23 protein-coding genes are annotated in these 23543 nt (G+C 63.6%); 5 read left to right on the forward strand and 18 right to left on the reverse strand.

What is annotated here, in order from left to right; all coding sequences use genetic code 11:
• Window positions 1–16: 16 nt before the first annotated feature.
• The 4 genes from secA to JV18_RS0107505 all read right to left on the reverse strand — a co-directional run bounded on the left by secA (window position 17) and on the right by JV18_RS0107505 (window position 4741).
• The gene (gene secA, locus JV18_RS0107490; RefSeq protein ID WP_033074019.1) at window positions 17–2755 is read right to left on the reverse strand and encodes a preprotein translocase subunit SecA; all 2739 of its coding nucleotides are present in this window, start codon (window positions 2753–2755) and stop codon (window positions 17–19) included.
• A gap of 109 nt (window positions 2756–2864) precedes the next feature.
• Window positions 2865–3122, reverse strand: coding sequence for a hypothetical protein (locus JV18_RS0107495; protein WP_235302945.1), 258 nt, complete (start codon window positions 3120–3122; stop codon window positions 2865–2867).
• A 118-nt stretch (window positions 3123–3240) separates the two neighbouring features.
• Window positions 3241–4215 (reverse strand): energy transducer TonB, encoded by a 975-nt coding sequence (locus tag JV18_RS14660; RefSeq protein ID WP_052071811.1) that lies wholly within the window; start codon window positions 4213–4215, stop codon window positions 3241–3243.
• Between the two features lie 10 nt (window positions 4216–4225).
• On the reverse strand, window positions 4226–4741 hold the full coding sequence (locus tag JV18_RS0107505; protein WP_033075091.1) for a hypothetical protein: 516 nt from the start codon (window positions 4739–4741) through the stop codon (window positions 4226–4228).
• 145 nt (window positions 4742–4886) lie between these two features.
• Here JV18_RS0107505 and JV18_RS0107510 point away from each other — a divergent pair, with 145 nt between their 5' ends.
• Window positions 4887–5687, forward strand: coding sequence for an SDR family oxidoreductase (locus tag JV18_RS0107510; RefSeq protein WP_033074021.1), 801 nt, complete (start codon window positions 4887–4889; stop codon window positions 5685–5687).
• 196 nt (window positions 5688–5883) lie between these two features.
• On the opposite strand, the gene JV18_RS0107515 is transcribed toward JV18_RS0107510, so the two are convergent.
• Both JV18_RS0107515 and JV18_RS0107520 read right to left on the reverse strand, forming a co-directional pair.
• Window positions 5884–6591 (reverse strand): head GIN domain-containing protein, encoded by a 708-nt coding sequence (locus JV18_RS0107515; RefSeq protein ID WP_052071812.1) that lies wholly within the window; start codon window positions 6589–6591, stop codon window positions 5884–5886.
• A gap of 78 nt (window positions 6592–6669) precedes the next feature.
• Complete coding sequence (locus tag JV18_RS0107520) at window positions 6670–7437, reverse strand: head GIN domain-containing protein (protein ID WP_033074022.1); 768 nt, start codon at window positions 7435–7437, stop codon at window positions 6670–6672.
• 136 nt (window positions 7438–7573) lie between these two features.
• Here JV18_RS0107520 and JV18_RS0107525 point away from each other — a divergent pair, with 136 nt between their 5' ends.
• From JV18_RS0107525 to JV18_RS0107540, 4 genes are all read left to right on the forward strand, one after another.
• Window positions 7574–8050, forward strand: a complete 477-nt coding sequence (locus JV18_RS0107525) for a GreA/GreB family elongation factor (RefSeq protein ID WP_033074023.1) — start codon at window positions 7574–7576, stop codon at window positions 8048–8050.
• Entirely contained in the window at window positions 8047–8226 is a 180-nt protein-coding gene (locus JV18_RS0107530) for a hypothetical protein (RefSeq protein ID WP_033074024.1), read from the forward strand. Before JV18_RS0107525 ends, JV18_RS0107530 begins: the two co-directional genes overlap by 4 nt.
• Window positions 8227–8232: 6 nt before the next feature.
• The gene (locus JV18_RS0107535; protein WP_033074025.1) at window positions 8233–9426 is read left to right on the forward strand and encodes an NAD(P)/FAD-dependent oxidoreductase; all 1194 of its coding nucleotides are present in this window, start codon (window positions 8233–8235) and stop codon (window positions 9424–9426) included.
• A gap of 144 nt (window positions 9427–9570) precedes the next feature.
• A complete protein-coding gene (locus JV18_RS0107540) occupies window positions 9571–11451 on the forward strand; it encodes a DEAD/DEAH box helicase (protein ID WP_033074026.1) in 1881 nt (626 codons plus the stop codon).
• A 50-nt stretch (window positions 11452–11501) separates the two neighbouring features.
• Here JV18_RS0107540 and fghA read toward each other — a convergent pair whose 3' ends face one another.
• The 12 genes from fghA to JV18_RS0107600 all read right to left on the reverse strand — a co-directional run bounded on the left by fghA (window position 11502) and on the right by JV18_RS0107600 (window position 23512).
• Complete coding sequence (gene fghA, locus JV18_RS0107545; protein WP_033074027.1) at window positions 11502–12365, reverse strand: S-formylglutathione hydrolase; 864 nt, start codon at window positions 12363–12365, stop codon at window positions 11502–11504.
• Window positions 12362–12868, reverse strand: a complete 507-nt coding sequence (locus JV18_RS0107550; RefSeq protein WP_443027770.1) for a prolyl-tRNA synthetase associated domain-containing protein — start codon at window positions 12866–12868, stop codon at window positions 12362–12364. Before JV18_RS0107550 ends, fghA begins: the two co-directional genes overlap by 4 nt.
• 4 nt (window positions 12869–12872) lie before the next feature.
• A complete protein-coding gene (locus JV18_RS0107555; RefSeq protein ID WP_033074029.1) occupies window positions 12873–13250 on the reverse strand; it encodes a VOC family protein in 378 nt (125 codons plus the stop codon).
• A gap of 53 nt (window positions 13251–13303) precedes the next feature.
• Window positions 13304–14179, reverse strand: coding sequence for a formyltetrahydrofolate deformylase (gene purU, locus JV18_RS0107560; RefSeq protein WP_033074030.1), 876 nt, complete (start codon window positions 14177–14179; stop codon window positions 13304–13306).
• A gap of 1 nt (window position 14180) precedes the next feature.
• Complete coding sequence (locus JV18_RS0107565) at window positions 14181–14567, reverse strand: VOC family protein (protein ID WP_033074031.1); 387 nt, start codon at window positions 14565–14567, stop codon at window positions 14181–14183.
• Between the two features lie 20 nt (window positions 14568–14587).
• On the reverse strand, window positions 14588–15700 hold the full coding sequence (locus tag JV18_RS0107570) for an S-(hydroxymethyl)glutathione dehydrogenase/class III alcohol dehydrogenase (protein ID WP_033074032.1): 1113 nt from the start codon (window positions 15698–15700) through the stop codon (window positions 14588–14590).
• Between the two features lie 305 nt (window positions 15701–16005).
• A complete protein-coding gene (locus JV18_RS0107575) occupies window positions 16006–17385 on the reverse strand; it encodes an L-serine ammonia-lyase (RefSeq protein WP_033074033.1) in 1380 nt (459 codons plus the stop codon).
• Between the two features lie 106 nt (window positions 17386–17491).
• Entirely contained in the window at window positions 17492–18106 is a 615-nt protein-coding gene (locus JV18_RS0107580) for a superoxide dismutase (RefSeq protein WP_033074034.1), read from the reverse strand.
• Between the two features lie 123 nt (window positions 18107–18229).
• Window positions 18230–19819: a cisplatin damage response ATP-dependent DNA ligase gene (locus tag JV18_RS0107585; RefSeq protein WP_033074035.1), complete on the reverse strand. Its 1590-nt coding sequence runs from the start codon at window positions 19817–19819 to the stop codon at window positions 18230–18232.
• Window positions 19816–20838 (reverse strand): ligase-associated DNA damage response exonuclease, encoded by a 1023-nt coding sequence (locus tag JV18_RS0107590; RefSeq protein WP_033074036.1) that lies wholly within the window; start codon window positions 20836–20838, stop codon window positions 19816–19818. Before JV18_RS0107590 ends, JV18_RS0107585 begins: the two co-directional genes overlap by 4 nt.
• Window positions 20838–22265 (reverse strand): UdgX family uracil-DNA binding protein, encoded by a 1428-nt coding sequence (locus tag JV18_RS0107595; RefSeq protein ID WP_033074037.1) that lies wholly within the window; start codon window positions 22263–22265, stop codon window positions 20838–20840. Before JV18_RS0107595 ends, JV18_RS0107590 begins: the two co-directional genes overlap by 1 nt.
• Complete coding sequence (locus JV18_RS0107600) at window positions 22262–23512, reverse strand: putative DNA modification/repair radical SAM protein (protein ID WP_033074038.1); 1251 nt, start codon at window positions 23510–23512, stop codon at window positions 22262–22264. Before JV18_RS0107600 ends, JV18_RS0107595 begins: the two co-directional genes overlap by 4 nt.
• Window positions 23513–23543 lie beyond the last annotated feature (31 nt).

Here is a 23543-nt window from a genome sequence, read left to right on the forward strand (position 1 = left end):
CCGACGTCTTTCTGGTTCAGAGCGCCCCGTGGCAATGCTTGTATTTACGCCCCGATCCGCACGGACAGGGTGCGTTGCGGCTGATGTCCATGCCGGCATAGGGATTTTCCCCCTCGGCATTGGTTTTCGACCGCGGCACCTGCATCGGCGGCAGGGTGTTGGCGATGACCCCGCGCGTTCCCGCGTCGATGTCGGCGCTATTATCCTCGCCCGTAAAGGGATCGATATGCGTCGTCAGGAAATCGGGAAGGTCGGGCAGCGGCATCGGCTCGGGATCGGCCAGACGCAACTCCATGCGCGCGACGGTCCGCGTCACATCCTCACGGATGTTGGTCAACATTCGCTCGAACAGGGTAAAGGCTTCCTGCTTATATTCGTTGATCGGCTGTTTCTGGGCATAAGCACGCAGGAACACGACTTGCCGCAGCGCATCGAGCGTCGCCAGATGCTCTTTCCACTGATGATCGAGCGTCTGGAGCAGTACCGATTTCTGGATGCTGCGCCATGTTTCGGGATCGACCTGCTGTTCCTTTTCGGCGGCCAGGGCGTCGGCGGCCTGCTGGATTCGGCTTTCGAACAATTCGGGTTCGATCGCGTCTTCCTGCATCCATTCGTCGATGGGCAGTTCCAGGTCGAGCACCTCGGCGACGCGCTCCTTCAGCCCGGCAATATTCCATTGTTCAGGATAGCTGCCCGGCGGGCAGGCGTCGGCGACCAGCGCATTGACCGTTTCGACGCGCATCGCGTGCATCACTTCATCGACGGTTTCGCTGTCGATGATCTCGCCGCGCTGTTCGTAAATCACCTTGCGCTGGTCGTTCATGACATTGTCATATTCGACGACCTGCTTGCGGATATCATAGTTGCGCGCTTCGACCTTTTTCTGCGCGGTCTCGATCGCCTTCGACAGCCATTTCGACCCGATCGCCTCACCATCATCGAGGCTCTTGTTCATCATTTTCGAAAACAGCGTTTCGGGGCCAAAGATGCGCAGCAAATCATCGTCGAGGCACAGATAGAATTTCGACAGGCCGGGGTCGCCCTGACGCCCCGAACGGCCGCGAAGCTGATTGTCGATGCGGCGGCTTTCGTGCCGCTCGGTGGCAAGGACGAACAGGCCGCCCGCTGCTTTCACCGCCTCGCGCTCGGCGGCGACCTCTTCGCGGATGCGCGCTGTGGCGGCTTCGCGCTCGGGGCCTTCGGGCATATCGCCCACCTCGTCCTCGATGCGAAACTCTTCATTGCCGCCCAATTTGATGTCGGTGCCGCGGCCCGCCATATTGGTGGCGATGGTCACCGCGCCCAGCCGTCCCGCCTGCGCGACGATATGCGCCTCGCTTTCGTGGAAACGGGCGTTGAGGACGCTGTGCTTCACCCCTTCCTTCTCAAGGAAAGACGACAGAAGTTCCGACTTTTCGATCGACACTGTGCCGACCAGCACCGGCTGGCCGCGCTCATTCGCCTCACGGATTGTACGCGCGATGGCGCCGAACTTATCGGTGATATTCTTGTAAAATTCGTCTTCCTCGTCGATCCGCGCGATCGGGCGGTTGGTCGGGATGGTGACCACATTCATCTTGTAAATGTCGAAGAATTCGGCCGCCTCGGTCGCGGCGGTGCCGGTCATGCCCGAAAGCTTCGGATACATGCGGAAATAATTTTGGAAGGTGATCGACGCCAGCGTCTGGTTTTCGGGCTCGATCTTCACCCCTTCCTTCGCCTCGACCGCCTGGTGCAGGCCGTCGGACCAGCGGCGCCCGTCCATCATGCGCCCGGTGAATTCGTCGATGATGACGACCTTGTCATCCTTGACGATATAGTCGGTGTCGCGGCGGAACATCTGGATCGCCTTCAACGCCTGATTGACGTGATGGACGACCTGGGTGTTCTCTATGTCATACAGATTATCGCCCTGAAGCAGCCCCGCCTCTGCGAGCAATTGCTCGACATGTTCGGTGCCTTCTTCGGTCAGGCTGATCGACTTGGACTTTTCATCCTTCTCAAAATCCTCATCGCCCAGCTTCAGCACCACTTCATTGACGCGGACATACATGTCCGACTTGTCGTCGGTGGGACCGGAGATAATCAGCGGTGTACGCGCTTCGTCGATCAGGATCGAATCGACCTCGTCGACGATGCCGAAATTGAACGGGCGGTGGACCATCTGCGCCCGGTCGAACTTCATATTGTCGCGCAGATAATCGAAACCCAGCTCATTGTTGGTGGCATAGGTGATGTCGCAATTATAAGCCGCACGGCGCTGCGTTTCGTCAAGGTTGGGGACGATGATCCCGGTCGTCAGCCCAAGAAAGCCGTAAACCTCGCTCATCCATTCGGCGTCGCGGCGGGCGAGATAGTCGTTGACCGTCACGACGTGGACGCCCTTGCCCTCCAGCGCGTTCAGATAACAGGGCAAGGTCGCCATCAGCGTCTTGCCTTCGCCCGTCGCCATTTCGGCGATCTCGCCGCGATGGAGCACCACGCCACCGATCATCTGCACGTCGAAATGGCGCATTCCCAGCGTGCGCCGCGCCGCCTCGCGCACGGTGGCAAAGGCTTCGGGGAGCAGATCGTCGAGCGTTTCGCCCCCCGCCAGCCGCTCGCGAAATTTCACCGTCTGCGCCTGCAATGCGGCGTCGTCCATCGCCTCCATATCGGGCTCAAGCGCGTTGATCTTCTCGACGATCTTGCGGATCGACTTCACATATCGGTCGTTCGACGAACCGAACAGGCTCTTGGCGAGACCTGAAAACATGGCGATTATCCTTAGATTACAAGCAGGGAAAGCGGCGCACGGACCGCAAGAAAAGGGGCGCAGAAACGCCAGATGCCGCCCGCCATCCGGCAAGGCGGCGGGCCAAAGCCTATTCCAGCGCGCGGTCGCTGCCGGTCAGAAATCCGGGAAGATGCTCTGCCGCACCGCGGCGCGGTTTGCAGCGGGCCTGGCTGGCGACCCGCCGGTCGGGCACCGCGGCCATGGGGCGGCGATCCTTGTCGCCTCTTTCGGCCTGTGCCGCGCCTTCGGCAAAAAGCACGAGCGACCCCATCGCCGCCGGAACGGCAGGCGCAGCCGCTGCCCGGTCGGCGGTCGCCAACCCGCTCAGCAAAGCCAAAAGGGTCAATAATAAACGCAAGAGAGGCCCCTCAAACTGTCGGACGCACCGTTCATAGCGCGTTCGGCGCTGAACATAGGGTGAAAGGTGGAAAAGTCCAGAGGCGCGGCCCGCAGCGGCCTGCGCCTCACTCGTCCGCTGGCGCTTCCACTGCCAACTGGCTTTCGAGGATGATCTGCCGTGCAACCGGGCGTCCCTCACTATCTTCAAAGGGCGTGAAGCGCTTCCCCTTCACGAAGAAATCGCACGGGGTCTTGCCCGCCGGCACCTCACTCTCGCGCCCCTCGGCCTTGAAGGCGCAATCCTCAATCTCGCCCTCGGCGCTGACCGATATGCGGAGCCAGGTCGTACCGGGGTCGGTGAAGGGAAATTTCACTGGCGAGGCCTGTGTTATCGCGTCGCCCTTTTCCATTCCTTCGACCGGGAGCCTCCAGTGAAAACGCACGGGCAACCGCCCGGCGGTCGACTTGCCATCGAGCGCCCGCGCAGGGATAAAGCGGCCATGCTCGCGCATCACATCACAGGATGCGGCATCGAGCGCATCCGATCTGCTCGCGGTTTCAACGACGCAATGCGAAACCCGCCCGTTGGTGTCGATATCAAGCAGCATGCCGACAAAGCCTTCCTCCCCTGCCGCGCGCGCCGCCGGGGGGTAAAGCGCGGCAACATCAAGCATATGCATTGCCGGAGACAGATGCGGAGGCTGCGGCAAGCTGGCGCCCATCACGGCCCTCACCCCGCTGAAAGGCAATTCCCCCTCGGGTATTTTCCAGCGAATGCGATTACTGTAAATCCCGCCAGCGGCCTGCCCCTTGGCATCGCGCCCGGGGGTAAAGCGCGCGCGCCGCATCAGCAAGTTGCACGTCTGCCCGTCCAGAATATCATGCCCGCTCGACTGGCTGATTTCACAGCGATAGGGCCGTCCGTCCGCATTATAATGGAGGCGAAAACCGGTCGTTCCTTCCAGCCCCTCCCGCATTGCTGCCGCCGGATAATCCGCGCTCGATACCCATAATCCGGGATTTCCTGCGGGCACCCCGGTACGCGCGACCGGCTTGACCTCCTCTACCGAGAGGAACATCACCACCATCGCCGTCAACATCTTTGCTCTCCTAGTCTAAACCCGGATTCAGCCGCTTCACTTCCAGTAGAAAACTCTTCGGCTTTTTAAAAAATTTACTCTTGCGATTTACCTTCAGCCCGGCAACCTCGGCCAGCTCCATCACGAAATGAACGCAATTGCTCTTGCCGAGATTATAGCTCGGCTGCGCGCGCGCTTCCCATTCGCGCACCTTGGCGATCAGCCGGGCATAGGCGGCATCCTCTATCGTTACGCTGAACTGCCGGTCGCTTTTGGCGATATAGGCCGGCTTTTGCGTCTGCACCTCGCCCTTAACCGATCCGAACAAAATGGCGGGGCTGACCGTGGTGGCGGTAAAGCCGTAATTTGTGTCGATGCTCCGCCCGTCCTTCGCCAGCCTTCCCTTCACCACGATGAAAGCATGGGGGAAATTCTCCCCGAATTCATGGCTGTAAAAGCTTACCGTAACATCGGCGCGCGCCGGGGCGGCGAGGGCCAGAAACATCAGCGCAAGCGCCTGAAGGATCGTACAAATGCCCCGGGTCATCCCCGCCGTCATAACCATGGGCGTTGCCGCTTGCCAAGCCGTCATTGCAGCCCGCCCCGCAGGAAGCGATCCGCATTGCCCCTTGACCTGCGCGCCTGTTCGCCAGAGAAGTAACTAACAATAATGTCAGGAAGGGGAAGAGGATATGGCGCGCAAGGCGATTTTCATCACCGGGGCGGGATCGGGCATTGGCCGCGCGGTCGCCGTCTTTTTTGCCCAAAAGGGCTGGTTCGTTGGCCTCGCCGACATCAATGCCCAGGGGCTGGACGAGACCACGCAGCTTCTGCCCGAAGGCAGCGCCTCGCGCCATGTCATAGATGTGCGCGACCGCGACCAATGGGCCGCCGCGCTCGACGCTTTTGCCAAGGCTTCGGGGGGCCGCCTCGACATATTGTTCAACAATGCCGGTATCGGGTCGGGCGGGCAATTTGCCGATATGCCGCCCGAGGAAGCCGACCGGCTGATCGCGATCAATTTCGGCGGGGTAGTGAACGGCATTTACGCCGCCCTCCCCCTGTTGCGCGCGACGCCGGGGGCGACGATCCTCAACACCGGATCGGCATCGGGCCTTTATGGCATTGCCGGGCTGGCGCTTTATTCGGCGACCAAATTTGCGGTGCGCGGGCTGACCGAGGCGCTCGATATCGAATTTGCCAAATATGGCATCAAGGTGCGCTCGCTGATGCCCGGCTTCATCGACACGCCCCTCCTCGATCAGGTCAGCGCCGACAGCAATGAACCCGCCCGCGCGCGCCTGTCAGCGCATGGCTTTGAAATCATCCCGGTCGAGCGCGTCGCCGAAGCCGCATGGGACGCGGTGCACGGCAAAAAGGTCCACCGCCTCGTCGGCAAAACCGCCCACCGCCTCGCCCGCGTCGCCCGCTTCTTCCCCGCGCTCGTCGCGCGTCAGGCCAAGAAAATGGACGCGCTGGACCATAAGGACTGAAGGCCCGCCGCCTTCCGATAAATGTCATTGCGAGCCCGGCGCAAGCCGGGCGAAACAATCCCCAGCCCGCACCCTGACACAATCGTCAACGGAAGGTTGCGCCAGCCCCTCTCCCCCTCGTCACCCCGGACTTGATCCGGGGTCCATCGCGCGGCCTATCCAATGGCCCCGGATCACGACGGGGACAGGACAACCCCTATCGCCCCCCGCACACCACCGATCCCGCGCCGATATTGCGAACCTTGCACGTCGGGCGACCCTCGACGATCGTGCGCGCATTGCCGCGCGTGGTGATCGTCGCGCTTTTTACCGCGTGGAAAATATGCTCGCCCGCGCCTTCGCTGTCGTTCACCAGCGTATCGGCGCGCAGGTTCCGCGCATCCAGACTGCCCGCACCCGACAGGATGACCCGCGCCTGATTGACCGCGCCGCCCAGCGTCATCACGCCATTGCCGACCATCGCGACCGCCAGCCGGTCGCCATCAATCGCCTTGACGCTCAGCCGCCCCGGTCCTTTCAGCGCAATGTCCATCTGCCGGCCCTGCAGGCGATCAATTTCCAGCGACCCTACGCCTACCAGCATCGCCGCGCGCAAATTGGCGGCGTTGACGCGCACCGTGACGGGGCCGGACGTGCGCGCGCGCCGGTCATCGCCCGCAAATTGCCGCATCGAAATCACCAGCCGCCCGTCGCGCGCCTCGACGCTGAGCCGGTCGAGCGCCGCCTGCGGCCCGCTCGCTACCGCGCTCACCGGCGCGCGCGCGGTCACTTCAACGGTCACATCGGCCAGCACCTCGATCGACTCGAAACTGGTCAGCCCATAACGCTTCTCCGCTGCCCCGGCCGTACCCGCCAGCCCGGAACAAAGCAGAAAAAGGGCGAAAATCCGAAAAACACCATGCATCCCGCCCCCATAGCCGCTTTCGCCGAAACGCGCCAGCCGCCCTACCCGTCACCCGAGCTCGACCGAGAAAACCCGTCCTTAACGACAGGTCACATCGCCCGATCCCATGGTGCGCGTCGAACATTTGGCGCCGCCGGTCAGCGTGACATCGCCCGATCCCATCACGCGCACATCGGCTTCGCCTGTCGCGCCCGCCTCAATATCGCCCGATCCGGCCAGCGTGATGTCGAGATTTTTCGCGACCAGTTTTTCGGCATCGATATTGCCCGATCCGGCAATATTATATTCGCCCTTGTCGATCGTACCGCCATCGACCTCGACATTGCCTGATCCGGCAATGCTGATTTCGCCGCGCCGTCCGGCCAAATTCCCGATTTTCAAATTGCCCGATCCGGTCAGCGTGGCCGAAACGGCATCTTCTTCCAGCGCATCCGCCTCAATATCGCCCGATCCGGTCAGCCGCACTGCCGACAGACGCGGCATGGTGATGCTGATCTTCACCGCCTTGTGAACGATGCGCCCGACCTGAAAGCCTTGGCGCTTGCGTCCGATTTTCAGTTCCTTGCCATCCGCTTCGATTTCCAGCCGCGCCAGTTCCGACTCCGGTCCGCTTGCTTCGACCGCAAAGCGTTCGCCCCGGCGGATGGTGACATCATCAGGCCCGGTCACGGTGACGCTTTCAAACCCTTCAAAAGCATAGCTGCGCGTTCCCTTGGCATCCGATGTGCCGCTGTCCGCCACGCTTTCGCTCTTCGAATCGTCATTGCCCAGGGTGAGGCTGCCGTCGCATCCCGCTACCGTCAGGGCCATTGCCAGCGGCAGCGCCGCCATTGTCCAGTTTCGCATCTTGCGTCTCCTATGTGTATTATGCATATAATACGGCGTCGCCGCCCTGTCCAGCAGCGCGTCCTTTTTGCCCGTTCCGCCTTCTTGTCGCCACCTTCCTGTGCCAGACGAGCGGCTTGCCCACAGGATAGAGACGATGAGCGTAGCCTTCCGGCGCGAAAGCGACGATGAACATAAAGAACCCGAATATGAACTGCCGATCCCGCTCGGTCCCAATCTGGTGACCCCGCGCGGCGCGCGGCTGCTGGGCGAATGGGAAAACGAGCTCAAAGCCGCCATCGCCGCCGAAGTTGCCGAGGAGCCGCGCAAAAAGCTTCAGCGCCAGTTTCGCTATGTCGCAACCCGCAAGGCCAGCGCCGAAATCGCGCCCCCGCCGCCTGCTGGCACCATCGGCATCGGCAGCATCGTCACCTATCGGTTGAACGGCGCCGAGCGTCAGATCATCATCGTCGGCCATGACGAGGCTGACCCTGCCGCCGCACGCATCGCCTTCACCGCGCCCTTGGGCCGCGCGATGATCGGCGCCGAAACGGGCGACCTCCTTGCCTTTCAGGGGCGCGAGGATGCGCTGGAAGTCATCGATGCGCGGCCCGATGAAGAGGTGCAGCAATGAAAGACAAGTTCGAACGCCATAAACAGCCCTGGACCCCGGCGGAAATCGACAAGCTGCACCGGCTGGCGAAGAAGGGCACCGCGCTCAAAGCCATTGCCAAGGCGCTGACCCGCAGCGAGGAATCGGTGAAAATCCGCGCCAAAGCCGACGGGCTGTCGATCGCCAAGCTGCACTGATCCTCCATGGCCACTTCCGACGACAAGGGCGCATCCTATGATGCGGTGATTTTGGGCGCGGGCGCCGCCGGGCTGATGTGCGCCGCGGTCGCGGGACAGCGCGGCAGGCGCATTCTTTTGCTCGACCATGCCGATCAAGTCGGCAAGAAAATCCTCATTTCGGGCGGCGGACGCTGCAACTTCACCAACATCCACACCCTCCCCGACCGCTATGTTTCCGCCAATCCCCATTTCGCCAAATCGGCGCTTGCTCGCTATGCGCCGGCCGATTTTATCGCTCTGGTTGAGCGATATGGGATTGCTTATCATGAGAAAACGCTGGGGCAGCTGTTTTGCGACGGATCGGCGAAGCAGATTGTCGCGATGCTGCTTGATGAATGCGCCAAGGGCGGCGTCGATGTTCGATGCGGCCAATCGGTCAACCAAATCGCCCATTCAGATGCGATGTTCCGTGGCACTTTCGGCGACTTCCGCTTCTCCGCCCCCAATCTCGTCATCGCCACCGGGGGTCCGTCGATCCCCAAAATGGGCGCCACCGGCTTTGCCTATGATCTCGCCCGCCAGTTCGGCCTCAAGATCGTCGAGCCTCGCCCCGGCCTCGTACCGCTGACGCTGGGGGGCGAGGATGTGCTGTTCCGCGACCTGTCGGGCGTCGCCACCCCGGTTGAGGCGCGCGCGGGCAAGACGGCTTTTCGCGAGGCTGCGCTCTTCACTCACAAGGGGCTTTCCGGCCCCGCTATCTTGCAGGTCAGCAGCTATTGGCGGCGCGGCGATCCGGTGCAGATCGACTTCCTGCCCGATGCCGCCTCCGGCTGGCTGGTCGAGGCGAAACGCGCCCGCCCGCGCGCCTCGGTCGCTGCCGTCCTGGGCACCGTGCTTCCCGACCGGCTCGCCCAGACGCTCGCCGAACGCCTCGCGCTGCCCGGCGAACTGGGCACGCTCACCGACCGCAAACTCGCCGAAGCCGAGGCCCGGCTCGCGCGCTGGATATTCCATCCCAATGGCAGCGAAGGCTTTGCCAAGGCCGAGGTAACGCTGGGCGGAATCGCAACCGCAGGCCTTTCTTCGCAAACAATGATGGCCAAAAGCGTTCCGGGCCTGTATGCGGTCGGCGAAGCCGTGGACGTCACCGGGTGGCTGGGCGGCTATAATTTTCAATGGGCCTGGGCCAGCGGACATGCGGCAGGACAGGCGCTTTAGGAAAAATACAACAACCCGCGTCATGCCGGACTTGGTCCGGTATCCATGCGTCGATGCCATCCCGCACGGCCGTGGCCCCCGGATCAAATCCAGGGTGACGACCATATAAAGGCGCCAGACGCCGCACAGGATAAGAAGAACATAATGGCTTTTGACAATCTACCCCCCGTCCTCGCGGACGCCCTCACCGCGCGCGAATATGACGCACTCACCACCGTCCAGGCCCAGGTCAGCGAAGAAGAGGCGCGCGGCCGCGACCTGCTCGTCTCCGCGCAAACCGGTTCGGGCAAGACCGTCGCCTTCGGCCTCGCCATGGCCGACGAGCTGATCGAGGGCGAACGCCTGCCCTTCGCCTCCGCGCCGCTCGCACTCATCATCGCCCCCACCCGCGAACTCGCCCTTCAGGTCAGCCGCGAACTTGGCTGGCTCTATGCCAAGGCCGGCGCACGCATCGCCACCTGCGTCGGCGGCATGGATGCCAGCAAGGAACGCCGCGCGCTCAACCAGGGCGTCCATATCGTCGTCGGCACGCCGGGACGCCTGCGCGACCATCTCGAACGCGGCGCACTCGATCTCACCGCGCTGCGCGTCGCCGTACTCGATGAAGCCGACGAAATGCTCGACATGGGCTTTCGCGACGATCTTGAAGAAATTCTCGACGCGACCCCCGAAACGCGCCGCACCCTGCTGTTCTCCGCAACGATCCCCAAGCCCATTGCCCAGCTCGCCAAACGCTATCAGCGCGATGCGCTGCGTATTTCCACCGTCGGGGAAACGCGCGGCCATGGCGACATCGCCTATCAGGCCGTGACCGTCGCCCCCGCCGATATCGAAAGCGCAGTGATCAACCTGCTGCGACTGCATGAGGCGGAAACCGCGATCCTTTTCTGCGCGACCCGCGACAATGTCCGCCGTCTCCACGCGCGGCTTGTCAATCGCGGTTTCGCCGCCGTCGCCCTGTCGGGCGAGCATAGCCAGAATGAGCGCAATCACGCGCTGCAGGCGCTGCGCGACCAGCGCGCGCGCGTCTGCGTCGCCACCGATGTTGCCGCGCGCGGCATCGACCTGCCCAGCCTCAGCCTCGTCGTCCATGTCGAAATTCCGCGCGACGCCGAAACGCTCCAGCATCGCTCGGGCCGCACGGGCCGCGCGGGCAAAAAGGGCACCGCCGTGCTCATCGTTCCCTATCCGCGCCGCCGCCGCGTCGATGGCATGTTGCGCGGCGCGAAAATCGCCGCCGAATGGATGCAGGCGCCGACCGCCGCCGATGTCCATGCCCGCGACAAGGAACGGCTGATCGAAGCACTGCTCGAACCCGTCGAGCATGAGGCCGACGATATCGAGCTGGCGCAGCGCTTGCTCGCCGAGCGCTCACCCGAAGATATTGCAGCGAGCCTGGTGCGCGCGCACCGCGCCAAGCTTCCCGCGCCCGAAGAATTGATCGACAATGGCCCGCCCGCACGGCGCGAACGCGGGGAAGGCGGCGAGCGTCCCGACACCGGCGCGCGGCGCGAAGGCTTTGACGACAGCGTCTGGTTCCGCCTCGACGTCGGGCGGCGGCAAAATGCCGACCCGCGCTGGATCCTGCCTTTGCTCTGCCGCCGCGGCCATGTCACCAAGCATGAAATTGGCGCGATCCGCATCGGGCCGAACGAGACCTTGTTCAACATCCCACTCGCCATCGCCGACCGCTTTGCGGAAGCGGTCGAACGCACCGCGGGTCAGGATGGCGAGGATGACAGCGGCGTCACCATCACCCCCGCTCCCGAAGGTGACCGCTATCCCCCGCGCCGCGAACAGCGGGGGGTCAAGGACCGTCCTTTCAAGGGCGGACCCAAAGGCGATTTCAAGGGCGGTTTCAGGGGCGGTCCCGGCGGCGGTCGACCGCGCGGCGACGGCCCGGGGCGCGCTCCCGGCGCTCCGCGCGGCGGCAAACCGCCCTTTGGCGGCAAGCCTTTCGGCGGAAAGCCCGGCGGCCCAAAGGGGAAACCCTTTGCCAAAGGTAAAAAGGGTCGGCCGGACTAATCCGGCCAGCCTTCCGGCTTTCGCCCCGCCCCCTTTCCGGGGCGGCGGCGTCAGCCTTTCAGCCGCTGGGCGTGCCAAGCGATATGCTCGGCCATAAAGGTCGAGATGAAATAATAGCTGTGATCATATCCCGGCTGCATCCGGATCAGCGCCTTCTGTCCGGCCTTCTCACAGGCCTCGGCCAGCAAATGCGTCTTGAGCTGATCGGCCAGGAAATTATCCGCCTCGCCCTGGTCGACGAGCAGATCGGGCAGGCGCGCGCCTTCCTCGATCAGCGCACACGCGTCATATTCGCGCCACGCCGCGCGGTCGGCACCCAGATAGCTGCTCAGCGCTTTCTCGCCCCACGCACATTGTATCGGCGCGACAATCGGCGCGAAAGCCGACACCGAACGAAAACGATCCGGATTCCGCAGTGCGATGATAAGCGCGCCATGCCCACCCATCGAATGACCCATGATGCCCTGCCGCCCCATATCGGCCATGGCAAATTCACGCGCGATCAGCGCGGGCAATTCCTCCTCGATATAGGATCGCATCCGGTAATGCTGCGCCCAGGGCGCTTCGGTCGCATCGACATAAAAGCCTGCGCCCAGCCCGAAATCCCAGGCGCCTTCGGCATCGTCGGGCACCGCTTCGCCCTGAAGATCGGGGCCGCGCGGGCTGGTGTCGGGCGCAACAAAGATCAGGCCATGCTGCGCGCAGGCCGCGCGATATTCGCCCTTCTCCATCACATTGGCATGGGTGCAGGTCAGCCCCGACAGATAGAAAAGCACCGGCAGCTTCGCCCCCGGCGCATGATCGGGGACAAAGACGGCAAAGTTCATCGCCGTGCCGGTCGCGCTGCTTTCGTGGCGATAAACGCCCTGAACGCCGCCATGGCTGCGATTGGTGGAGAGGGTCTCAAAGTTCATGCTGGTTCCTGAATCGGGATGCTCGCCACCTGTGGCTCATGCCCCCAGTGACCCAAAAGCGTGAGGATGTCAGCCCCCGCGAGGCCCAGCGTGCCCGTGTTGCGTAGCGGATGGACATTGACCCGCTCCGCCGCCGCCAGCGCGCTATCGAGCACGACGGCGATGCTTCCCGGCGCGGCATTAATCGCGGCGAGCGGCGTCACTGATCCGGGCAAAATTCCCAGCAGCCGCTCCATATCCTCCGCCTTGCCAAAGCTTACGCGCTTGCATCCAATGGCAGCGGGCAAGGCCTTCAGATCGACGCGCGCTTCGGCTGGCACGGTGACAAGCCAAAAGGCGCCGCCAGCATCTTTCAGAAACAGATTTTTGGTGTGCGCGCCGGGGATATCGGCGTTCACCGCATCGCTTTCGGCAACGGTGAACACCGCCGCATGTTCATGGGCGGCAAAGCCGATCTCCAGCATCTCCAGATCCGCCAGCAACCCGGCTTCGCCGCGCATCATATGCTTACATCCGGTGCAGCGCGCACAGCTTGTTGCCGCTGGGATCGCGCAGATAGGCCAGATACAGCTTCATGCCATTGCCTTCGCGCACGCCCGGCGGGTCTTCGATCGCAGTGCCACCCGCTTCCAGTCCCGCCTTGTGCCAAGCGTCAGCCTGCGCGGGATCGTCCATGGCAAAGCCCACGGTGCAGCCATTGCCCGCCGTCGCCGGCTCGCCATCAATAGGTTTGGTGACCAGGAACAGCCCGCCCTTGTGGACATAGATGATCCGCCCCTTGGGATCGATCACCCCCGGCTTGCCGCCGATGGCCTGAAAGGTCGCGTCGTAAAATTTCTTCGACGCATCTATGTCGTTCGATCCGACCATATTATGACTGTACATCGCCTTGGCTCCTCCTGATTGGTTGCGATTCGATACTCACCTTGGAGGGTGGCTCAACGGAAGACAACCGTCTTGCGCCCGTCGATCAGCACGCGCTGCTCGGCAACCCAGCGCACCGCCTTGGCCAGCACCTGCGCCTCGATATCGCGCCCGGTGCGGATCAGATCCTCGACCGAATGGCGATGATCGACGCGCTCGACCGCCTGTTCGATGATCGGCCCTTCATCGAGGTCGCTGGTCACGAAATGGGCGGTCGCGCCGATCAGCTTCACCCCGCGCTCATGCGCGCGGTGATAGGGTTTTGCACCCTTGAAACCGGGCAGAAAACTGTGGTGAATATTGATGCAGCGCCCAGCAAGCCGCGCAGACAAATCTTCGGAGAGTACCTGCATATAACGCGCAAGCACCAGATAATCGGCCTGCCCCCGTGCCATCACGTCAAGGATCGCCGCTTCCTGTTCGGCGCGATTATCATTGCTGACGGGCAAATAGTGAAAGGGGACGCCATGCCATTCGGACAGGCGGCGCAGCACCTCATGGTTCGACACCACCCCGACAATATCGATCGCCAGATTGCCGGTAGACCAGCGGTGGAGCAGGTCGTTCAAGCAATGGCTGCCCTGCGACACGGCAATGACAAAGCGCGGCTTCGCGCCCGCATCGCTGATCCGCGCCTCCAGCGCAAAATGTTCAATCACCGGCGCAAAGGCGGTACGCACGCCGTCTAGCCCTTGGAGAAAGCGCGGCCCCGCCCCGCGAAATTCGACGCGCATGAAAAAGCGCCCCGAATCGAGATCGGCATATTGCTGGCTGTCGAGAATGAAGCCGTCGCTTTCGGCCAGCACCCCCGTCACCGCCGCGACAATGCCCACCGCATCGACGCAGCTGAAGGTCAGCACATAGGCGCTTGCGCTTTGCCCGTCCGTCATATCAGCCCGAAATCTTGTGCGTCGCGCACAGCTTGTTGCCGCTGGGGTCGCGCAGATAGGCCAAGTAAACCACCCGCCCCTCGGTCGCATGGCGAACGCCCGGCGGGTCTTCGGCCGTCGTTCCGCCATGGGCGACCCCCGCCGCATGCCAGGCATCGACCGCCTCGGTCGAGGGGGTGAGGAAGCCCAGCGTATGGCCATTGCCGCAATCGGCGGGCGCGCCATTGACGGGCCGGGTGATCACCAGTCGCCCGCCGGCATGCATATAGATGAGCCGCCCGCGCTCATCGATCACGCCTTCGGGTGCACCGAGCACGCCCAATATGGCGTCGTAAAAACGCTTGCTGGCGTCGATATCGGTCGACCCCAATGCAACATGGCTGAACATCGGCCCCCTCCCTTTGGCTATCAGTAAACGACGACGCTGCGGATGCTCTCACCAGCGTGCATAAGGTCGAACCCCTTGTTGATCTCTTCCAGCGACAGCACATGGGTGATCATCGGGTCGATCTCGATCTTGCCGTTCATATACCAGTCGATGATCTTGGGCACATCGGTCCGCCCCTTGGCGCCGCCGAACGCCGTCCCTTTCCACACACGCCCGGTGACAAGCTGGAAGGGCCGGGTCGAGATTTCCTTGCCCGCTTCGGCGACCCCGATGATGATGCTTTCGCCCCAGCCGCGGTGACAGCATTCGAGCGCGGTGCGCATCACCTCGGTATTGCCCGTTGCGTCAAAGCTGTAATCGGCGCCGCCGTCGGTGACTTCCAGAATTTTTGCGACCGTTTCGTCGCGCGACAGCCCCTTGGAATTGATGAAGTGCGTCATGCCGAATTTGCGGCCCCATTCCTCGCGCTCGGGGTTGATATCGATGCCGATAATCTTGTCGGCGCCGACCATCTTCGCGCCCTGAATGACGTTCAGGCCAATGCCGCCAAGGCCAAAAACGACGACATTTTCACCCGCCTGCACCTTCGCCGTATTGACGACCGCGCCCACGCCCGTTGTCACGCCGCAGCCGACATAGCAGCTCGTCTGAAAGGGCGCGTCCTCGCGGATTTTCGCCACCGCAATTTCGGGCAACACGGTAAAGTTCGAAAAGGTCGAACAGCCCATATAATGATAGACGGGCTGGCCCTTGTACGAAAAGCGCGTCGTACCATCGGGCATCAGACCCTTGCCCTGCGTCGCGCGGATCGCGGTGCAAAGATTGGTCTTGCCCGACAGGCAGCTTTTGCACTGGCGGCATTCGGGGGTGTAGAGCGGGACGACATGGTCGCCGGGCTTCACGCTGGTTACGCCCGCGCCGACCTCGCGCACGATCCCGGCGCCCTCATGCCCCAGCACGCTCGGGAAGATGCCCTCGCTATCGAAGCCATCGAGCGTATAGGCGTCGGTGTGGCAAATGCCCGTCGCCATGATCTCGACCAGCACCTCGCCCGCCTTTGGGCCTTCCAAATCGAGTTCGACGATTTCGAGCGGCTTCTTCGCTTCGAACGCAACGGCGGCGCGGGTCTTCATGTGCGGTCTCCTTCTTGCGGGCCCCAATCAGGCAAAGCGCACGGCAATGCAAGATGCGAGGCCACTCGCCCGAAACTTCGTCATGCTGACCCTTGTTTCAGCATTCATGGCCCTGCGGTCTACCGCCAAGGCTGCGCGAATTGTTTTTCACACAAAGGTACAAAGACACAAAGGTGTCGTGCAGACCGCGAGCTGTCACCATTGGCCCCAGCTTCGTCATCCCGGACTTGATCCGGGTCCACTATTTCAGCGCTGGCGTGAATGGACCCCGGATCAAGTCCGGGGTGACGATGAAGGAAGCGTCCTCAACATTCCACCACATTCACCGCCAGTCCGCCCTTCGATGTTTCCTTATATTTGTCGCGCATGTCGCGCCCCGTTTGCAGCATCGTCGCAATCACCGAATCGAGGCTGACGAAATGGGTGCCGTCGCCGATCATCGCGATGCGGCTCGCGTCGATCGCCTTGATCGCGCCCATGGCATTGCGTTCGATGCAGGGGATTTGCACCAAGCCGCCAATGGGATCGCAGGTCAGCCCCAGATTATGCTCCATGCCGATCTCGGCAGCATTTTCGATCTGGGCATTGGTGCCGCCCAAAGCCGCGGTGAGCCCCGCCGCCGCCATCGAACAGGCGACGCCCACTTCACCCTGACAGCCGACTTCGGCGCCCGAAATGCTGGCATTGCGCTTGTAAAGCGCCCCCACCGCGCCCGCCGCCAGCAGAAAGGTGCGAACCCCCTTGGCATCGCCGCGATAGCTGCGCCGATAATAGCGGATTACCGCTGGAAGGATCCCCGCCGCGCCATTGGTCGGCGCGGTGACGACTCGTCCGCCGGCCGCATTCTCCTCATTCACCGCCATCGCCCACAGGTTGATCCAGTCCATCATCTGCATCGGGTCGCTCAGATTGGCTTCATGCCGCTCGCGAATATCGGCGGCAATTTGCGGCGCGCGGCGTTTGACCTTCAGCCCGCCGGGTAAAATGCCCTTGCTCGAACAGCCGGCGTCGATCGATGCATCCATGGCGGCGGCGATGGCGTCGAGCCCCGCTTCCACCGCTTCGATGCTGCGATGGGCCAGTTCATTATCGAGCATCATCTCGGCAAAGCTCTTGCCCGACGCTTCGCCCATGGCGAGCAGGTCGGCGCCCGAGGTGAAGGGATAGGGCAGCGTCACCTCATCCTCCGCCCCGCGGCTGTTGCGCCCCGCTTCCTCTTCATCGACGACAAAGCCGCCGCCGATCGAGAAATACATGCGCTTCGCCAATATTTCGCCATCGCTATCGCGCGCGGTGAAAGACAGGGCATTGGTGTGAAAGGGCTGGCGCTGGCGCATCTGGAAATGCAGGTCGCGCGCCGGTTCGAAACGCACGCGCCGCCGCCCCAGCAGATAGAGCGCGCCTTCCGTTTCCGCGCGTGTCCAATGCGCCTGAATGGCGGCGAGGCTCGTCTCGGCGGGTATTTCTCCTGCCAGGCCCGCGACGAGCGCGGTGTCGGAGGCATGGCCTTTTCCGGTCAGCGCCAGCGAGCCGTAAAGATCGGCCTCGACATGCGCGGTGCGCGCCAGCAGATCATGCGCGTCGAGCCACAGGCCGAAACGCCGCCCGGCGACCATAGGCCCGACCGTATGCGAGCTGGAGGGTCCAACACCGATTTTGAAGAGTTCGAAAAGGCTGATTGTCATGGCGGCGCTATATAAGACGCGCGGCGCCAGGGATAGGTCACATCAGCGAGGGTCAGCACCCTGGGCAAACACCCCGCCGACAAAAGCTGCCAGCGGGGTGAAATCATCAGGCCGGATAGGTCCAGACGCCATCGCGGGCGAGATTTTCCGCCGCGAAATCCCAGTTCAGCAGTTCATCGACCACCGCATCGACATAGGCGGGGCGGACATTCTTGCGGTCGATATAATAGGCATGTTCCCACACATCGACGACGAGCAGCGGCTTGGTGCCCGAGGTCGCCTCGGTCCCGGCGTCGTGCGTGTCGGTGACCGACAGCTCGCCGTCCTTGGCGACCAGCCACGCCCAGCCCGACGCGAAATGATTGACGGCGGTTTCCTTCAGCTTCTTTTTCAGCTCGTCGAGCGATCCGAAATCGCGGTCGATGGCGGCGGCCAGATCACCGGCGGGCGCGCTCTTCGACGGGCTCATGCTTTCCCAGTAAAAAGCGTGGTTCCACGACTGGGCGGCATTGTTGAACAGCCCCTTGTTGCCGCTGCTTTCGGCATGACGGATAATCTCTTCGAGGCTCTTGTCCGCAAGATCGGTGCCTTCGATGGCGGCATTCACCTTGTCGACATAGGCTTTGTGATGCTTGCCATGGTGCGTCTGCAGCGTCTCGGCCGAAATATGCGGCGCCAGCGCATCATCGGCATAGGGAAGCGGGGGGTGAGCGATCGTCATGGCAGTCTCCTTTTTTGGTGTCGCCTCGCTAACTCGGTATCAAGAGCCACAGTTGCAACCCCATGACGCGGAAAAATTGTTCGAAAGTCCGCGGTTTTGCGCTTTCCCATTCGTCCGATGGGGTCAGGTCACCATCGCTTGCAATGTCGCGATCCGGTCGGCCTCCTCGGGGGGCTTGTCGCGGCGGATGCGCGATATGCGCGGAAAGCGCATCGCGAGGCCCGACTTGTGCCGCTTCGACGCGTGGATTGAATCGAACGCCACTTCGAGCACCAGCGTCTTTTCAACCTCGCGCACCGGGCCGAAGCGGTCGACCGTGTTGGTGCGCACGAATTTGTCGAGCCATTTCAGCTCCTCGTCGGTGAAGCCCGAATAGGCCTTGCCCACGGGGAGCAATTCGCCCGCTTCGTTCCAGCAGCCGAAAGTATAATCCGAATAAAAGCTCGCGCGGCGGCCGTTGCCGCGCTGCGCATACATCATCACGCAATCGGCGGTCAGCGGGTCGCGCTTCCATTTATACCAGAGCCCCGCGCGCCGCCCGGCGACATAGGGCGCATCGCGCCGCTTGAGCATCACCCCCTCGATCGCCGCATCGCGCCCGCCCGCGCGCTTTTCCGCTAGCTCCTCGAAATCGGCGGCCTCGACCAAGGGCGACAGGTCGAAATGGCTTGCGGCGAGGCGCGGGACAAAGGCTTCGAGCTGCTGCCGCCGCGCCGTCCATGGCAAGCCGCGCAAATCCTCTCCATCGACCGCCAGAAGGTCATAGATACGGACAAAGGCTGGAGATTCCGCCAGCATCTTCTTCGTCACCGTCTTGCGCCCCAGCCGCTGTTGCAGCGCGTTAAAGCTTGCCGCGCCGCCCTCTTCACCGCCCTGCGCCGCGCCGCGCACCAGCAGTTCGCCGTCGATCACCGCCTCCTGATCGAATGCCGCGACGAGTTCGGGAAAGGCCGCGCTGATCTCCTCGCCGCCGCGGCTGTAGATGCGCGTCTCGCCGCCGTCGCCACTGCCCGCATGCACGATCTGCACACGGATGCCGTCCCATTTCCACTCGGCGGCATAGTCGGCAAGATCGACGCTCCCCTCCTCGAGCGGATGCGCGAGCATGAAGGGGCGAAAGAAAGCGACATCAGCGAGGTCGGGCCGCGCCGCCCGCCCCTCGCCCCACGCGAACAGCGCCTCATAGGGCGGAGCAATGGCGTGCCAAAGCTCCTCGACATCGTCGATGCCAACGTCAAACGCCTGCGCGAACGCCTGCTTCGCAAGCCGCGCCGACACGCCGACGCGCATCCCGCCGAGCGCCATCTTGAGCAGCGCGTAGCGCCCGTCGGCATCGAGCCGGTCGAGCAGCCCGGTCAGCACGGCGGCGGCATTGCTCCGCGTGGCGGCCGACAGCGCGGCGACGGCGTCGGCGACGCTGATATCCTCCCTGATCGCCACTGCGTCCGGCCACAGCAGTGCCGCCGTCTCCGCCGTATCGCCGACGAAATGCCGCGACAGACGAAACAATTCCTCGTCCACGCGCGTCGCGAGCAGCGCGCGCACTGTCCCCGCCTTCACCGCCGGAAAATCAAGCGCTTCGGTGAGCGCGGCGAGCGCCCAGCCGCGGTCGGGATCGGGGCTATGCTTCAGATAATCGACGATCAGCGCGAGCTTTGAATTGCGCGACCGCGTGTAGATCAGCCGGTCGATGAGCGCGGCAAAGGCTTTCACGCCTCCTCCTCCCCGCCCTCATCGTCGACATCGCGCCCGACCATGTGCAGCGCGCGCGCCTTGCGCTGGTGAAGCTCGCACCAGCGCAGCAGGCCGTCCTCGCTGCCGTGGGTGATCCAGCTTTCCTTCGGGTTCACCTCGGCAATCGTCGCGGTGAGTTCGTCCCAATCGGCATGGTCCGAAATGACGAGCGGCAGTTCGACCATCCGTTGACGCGCGCGCTGGCGAACGCGCATCCAGCCCGACGCCATGGCGGTGACCGGGTTCGGCAGCCGCCGCGACCAGCGATCGTTCAGCGCGGAGGGCGGCGCGAGCACAATCTGCCCCGCCATCTCCTCCTTGCCCGCCTCGCTCACCAGCCGCAGCGGCCCCAGATCGACGCCATGCTCGGCATAAAGCGTGCACATTTTCTCCAGCGCGCCGTGGATGAAGATCGGCGCGTCCCACCCCGCCGCGCGCAGTTCGGCAATCACGCGCTGCGCCTTGCCGAGCGCATAGGCGCCGACGAGCACCGACCGGTCGGGCTCGGCGCGCACCGCCGAGATCAGCTTGGCGATCTCCTCGCCCGTAGGCGGGTGACGGAACACCGGCAGGCCAAAGGTCGCCTCGGTGATGAAAATGTCGCACGGCACCACCTCGAACGGCGCGCAGGTCGGGTCGGCGCGGCGCTTGTAGTCGCCGGTGACGACGATGCGCTCACCCGCATATTCCATCAAGATCTGCGCGCTGCCGAGCACATGCCCCGCCGGATGAAAGGAAAAACGCACCCCGCCGCGTTCAAAGCCGTCGCCATAGGCAAAGCCACGGTTCGCGCTTGCCGCGACATCGACGCCATAGCGCAGCGCCATGATCGCGAGTGTTTCGGGGGTCGCGAATACCGATGCGTGCCCGCTGCGCGCATGGTCGGCATGGCCGTGCGTCACCGCCGCGCGTTCGACGGGCCGCGACGGGTCGATCCACAAATCGGCGGGCTTCACATACAGCCCGTGCGGATGCGGTTCGAGCCAGGGCTTCGCCATCAGGCGGCAAGCTTTCGCGCGCGGGCAAGGTCGGCGACAAAGGCTTCGCGCTCCCTCGCCGCGCGCTCGCGGTCCGGAAGCCGCAGGAGGTAAGAGGGGTGCACCGTCGCGACCAGCTTCGCCCCGCCCTCCAGCGCGTGCACCGCGCCGCGCATCGACGCGATGCTCGCGCTCTTGCCCGTCACGCCGCGCAGCGCGCTTGCGCCAAGCGTGACGATCAGTTCGGGCTGGACGAGCGCGCGCTCCTTGTCGAGCCACCAGCGACAAACGTCGATCTCGCCCGCCGTCGGCGTCTGGTGGATCCGCCTTTTGCCGCGCGGCTGAAACTTGAAATGCTTGACCGCATTGGTGAGGAAAATCCGCCGCCGGTCGATCCCGGCTTCGTCCAGCGCCGCGTCGAGCAATTGCCCGGCGGGTCCAACGAAAGGACGCCCCTGCAAGTCTTCCTGATCGCCCGGCTGTTCACCGACCACCATGATGCGCGCGCCTTGAGGCCCCTCGCCCGCGACGCCCTGCGTCGCATCGCAATGGAGCGGGCAGCGCGTGCAGCGGTCGACCGCGTGGGCAAGCTCGCCCAGCGTCGCCACTTCATCTGTCGGGGTGCCGGTTTCGGCCACGCGCGTCCGCCATTTCTCCGTCCGGGGGTTCGCCATCGAAACGGCCTCGGCGCGCATCCGTTCCACCCGCGCCTCGGCCCCGGCGAGCAGCGGCGCGATATCCTGCGCCTCGGGCAAATTGTGCCAATATTTCTTCGGCATTTCGGCGCGCATCGCCGCAATCTTGACGCGCGCGGGATTGAAGATCGCGCCATAATAGGTGCGCCATTGATCCTCGACGACATCGCTGACCGGCACCTCGTCGCGCGTCCCGCCGGGACCGAAGCGGAGCTCGTCGTCGGCCCAGATCGCGCGCGCATCGGGGGTCACGATTGCCCAGTCCATGCCGGTGAAGCGCCGCTGGAAAAAGGGCGCGGTCAGGCGAAGGATACGGTGCGACGGTTCGAACCATGCCGCGAAACGCTCACGCCCGGCATCGTCGCCGATCCGGCGAAAGCGCACAAAGGCGTGCATCTTGTGAATGTCGCGGCGGATCGCCTTGTCGGCCTTCATCAGCCAATCGATATCGGCATCGGTGCGCCGCGCGAGCAATTGCTGGTCGCGCGCCGCGCGCCAGACGATACGGTAAAGCCGCGCGGGAACCTCGGCATCGCGGTGGCAGATCACGCGGTCGGCGATGACGAGCAATTCGCGCGACACCGACACGCTCGCCTCGGCGCTCGCGGTTCCCGCATCGCCGAACAGCGACGCCCCCTCGCCTGCGCCGCGCCAGCTCACCGCCTCGGGCGGCACCCCGGCGGCGAGAAGCCCGCGCGCAGCGGCGCGCCATTCGGCAAAATCGCCGGGGGTCTCGAGCACCACCTCCCTCACAGGGCAAGCGCCAATTGTTCGGGCGGCGGCGCGAAACGCGCGCGCAGGTCGGCGCTGTCGGTCAGCATCCCCGGCCGCCAGTCGGGCGTCAGGATAAAGGGAAGCAATTTTTTAACCGATACGGTGATTTTTCCCAGATCGGCGAGGCGAAGTTTACCCAGCCGCCGCGCACCGATGATCCGATCCACCGCGCGTGTGCCCAGCCCCGGAACGCGCAGCAGCATTTCGCGCGGCGCGCAGTTGATATCGACCGGAAAAGCTTCGCGCCGCTGCAGCGCCCAGGCAAGCTTGGGGTCGATCGCCAGGTCGAGCATGCCGCCTTGCGCGCCCGCCATGATCTCGGCGCGCTCGAAGCCATAGAAGCGCAGCAACCAGTCGGCCTGGTACAGCCGATGTTCGCGCATCAGGGGCGGGCGGACCGGCGGCAGGTCGCTGCTCGCGTCGGGGATCGGGCTGTATGCCGAATAATAGACGCGGCGCAGGCGATAGCCCGAATAGAGGTTCGCCGCGCTTTTCAATATATCATCGTCGCGCGCCGCGTCGGCCCCGACGATCATCTGTGTCGATTGCCCCGCAGGCGCAAAACGCGGCGGCTTTGCCTTGCCGATCAACCGGCTTTTCGCGGCGTCGAGCACCTCGGCCTCGCGCGTGCGGACCGACGCCATCGTCTTGCGGATCGTCGCCGGCTTTTTCTCGGGCGCGAAATTGGCCAGCCCCGCCTCGGTCGGCAATTCGACATTGGTCGACAGCCGGTCGGCATAAATGCCCGCGAGTGCGATCAGCGCAGGATCCGCCCCCGCAATTGTCTTCAGATGGATATAGCCCTGAAAGCGATGCTCCTCGCGCAGCAGCCGCGCGACCTCGACCAGCTGTTCCATCGTATAATCTTCGGACCGGATGATCCCCGACGAAAGGAACAGCCCCTCGATATAATTGCGCTTGTAGAAATCGAGCGCGAGCCGCACGACCTCCTGCGGGTCGAAACGCGCACGCGGCACATTGCTCGACGCGCGATTGATACAGAAGCGGCAATCGTAAACGCAGAAATTGGTGAGCAATATCTTGAGGAGCGAGATGCAGCGCCCGTCGGGCGCATAGCTGTGGCAGATGCCCATGCCTTCGGTCGACCCGATGCCCCCGGTCGCGGTCGAGTCCCGCTTGATCGTTCCCGAAGAGGCGCAGGAGGCGTCATATTTGGCGGCATCCGCCAATATCGCGAGCTTGGACAAAAGATTCGGCTTGCTCATTCCTTGGCTTTAGCAGAGAGAACAAAAAAAG

Source organism: Sphingopyxis sp. MWB1, from assembly GCF_000763945.1.
Lineage (GTDB): Bacteria > Pseudomonadota > Alphaproteobacteria > Sphingomonadales > Sphingomonadaceae > Sphingopyxis.

Coding starts and splice junctions, on each gene's coding strand:
- JV18_RS0107505 (WP_033075091.1), bottom strand. CDS start 4,741: ATGACCCGGGGCATTTGTACGATCCTTCAGGCGCTTGCGCTGATGTTT.
- JV18_RS0107515 (WP_052071812.1), bottom strand. CDS start 6,591: ATGCATGGTGTTTTTCGGATTTTCGCCCTTTTTCTGCTTTGTTCCGGG.
- JV18_RS0107540 (WP_033074026.1), top strand. CDS start 9,571: ATGGCTTTTGACAATCTACCCCCCGTCCTCGCGGACGCCCTCACCGCG.
- secA (WP_033074019.1), bottom strand. CDS start 2,755: ATGTTTTCAGGTCTCGCCAAGAGCCTGTTCGGTTCGTCGAACGACCGA.
- fghA (WP_033074027.1), bottom strand. CDS start 12,365: ATGAACTTTGAGACCCTCTCCACCAATCGCAGCCATGGCGGCGTTCAG.
- JV18_RS14660 (WP_052071811.1), bottom strand. CDS start 4,215: ATGTTGACGGCGATGGTGGTGATGTTCCTCTCGGTAGAGGAGGTCAAG.
- purU (WP_033074030.1), bottom strand. CDS start 14,179: ATGACGGACGGGCAAAGCGCAAGCGCCTATGTGCTGACCTTCAGCTGC.
- JV18_RS0107570 (WP_033074032.1), bottom strand. CDS start 15,700: ATGAAGACCCGCGCCGCCGTTGCGTTCGAAGCGAAGAAGCCGCTCGAA.
- JV18_RS0107600 (WP_033074038.1), bottom strand. CDS start 23,512: ATGAGCAAGCCGAATCTTTTGTCCAAGCTCGCGATATTGGCGGATGCC.
- JV18_RS0107535 (WP_033074025.1), top strand. CDS start 8,233: ATGGCCACTTCCGACGACAAGGGCGCATCCTATGATGCGGTGATTTTG.
- JV18_RS0107530 (WP_033074024.1), top strand. CDS start 8,047: ATGAAAGACAAGTTCGAACGCCATAAACAGCCCTGGACCCCGGCGGAA.
- JV18_RS0107550 (WP_443027770.1), bottom strand. CDS start 12,868: ATGATGCGCGGCGAAGCCGGGTTGCTGGCGGATCTGGAGATGCTGGAG.
- JV18_RS0107565 (WP_033074031.1), bottom strand. CDS start 14,567: ATGTTCAGCCATGTTGCATTGGGGTCGACCGATATCGACGCCAGCAAG.
- JV18_RS0107555 (WP_033074029.1), bottom strand. CDS start 13,250: ATGTACAGTCATAATATGGTCGGATCGAACGACATAGATGCGTCGAAG.
- JV18_RS0107510 (WP_033074021.1), top strand. CDS start 4,887: ATGGCGCGCAAGGCGATTTTCATCACCGGGGCGGGATCGGGCATTGGC.
- JV18_RS0107525 (WP_033074023.1), top strand. CDS start 7,574: ATGAGCGTAGCCTTCCGGCGCGAAAGCGACGATGAACATAAAGAACCC.
- JV18_RS0107575 (WP_033074033.1), bottom strand. CDS start 17,385: ATGACAATCAGCCTTTTCGAACTCTTCAAAATCGGTGTTGGACCCTCC.
- JV18_RS0107580 (WP_033074034.1), bottom strand. CDS start 18,106: ATGACGATCGCTCACCCCCCGCTTCCCTATGCCGATGATGCGCTGGCG.
- JV18_RS0107590 (WP_033074036.1), bottom strand. CDS start 20,838: ATGGCGAAGCCCTGGCTCGAACCGCATCCGCACGGGCTGTATGTGAAG.
- JV18_RS0107520 (WP_033074022.1), bottom strand. CDS start 7,437: ATGCGAAACTGGACAATGGCGGCGCTGCCGCTGGCAATGGCCCTGACG.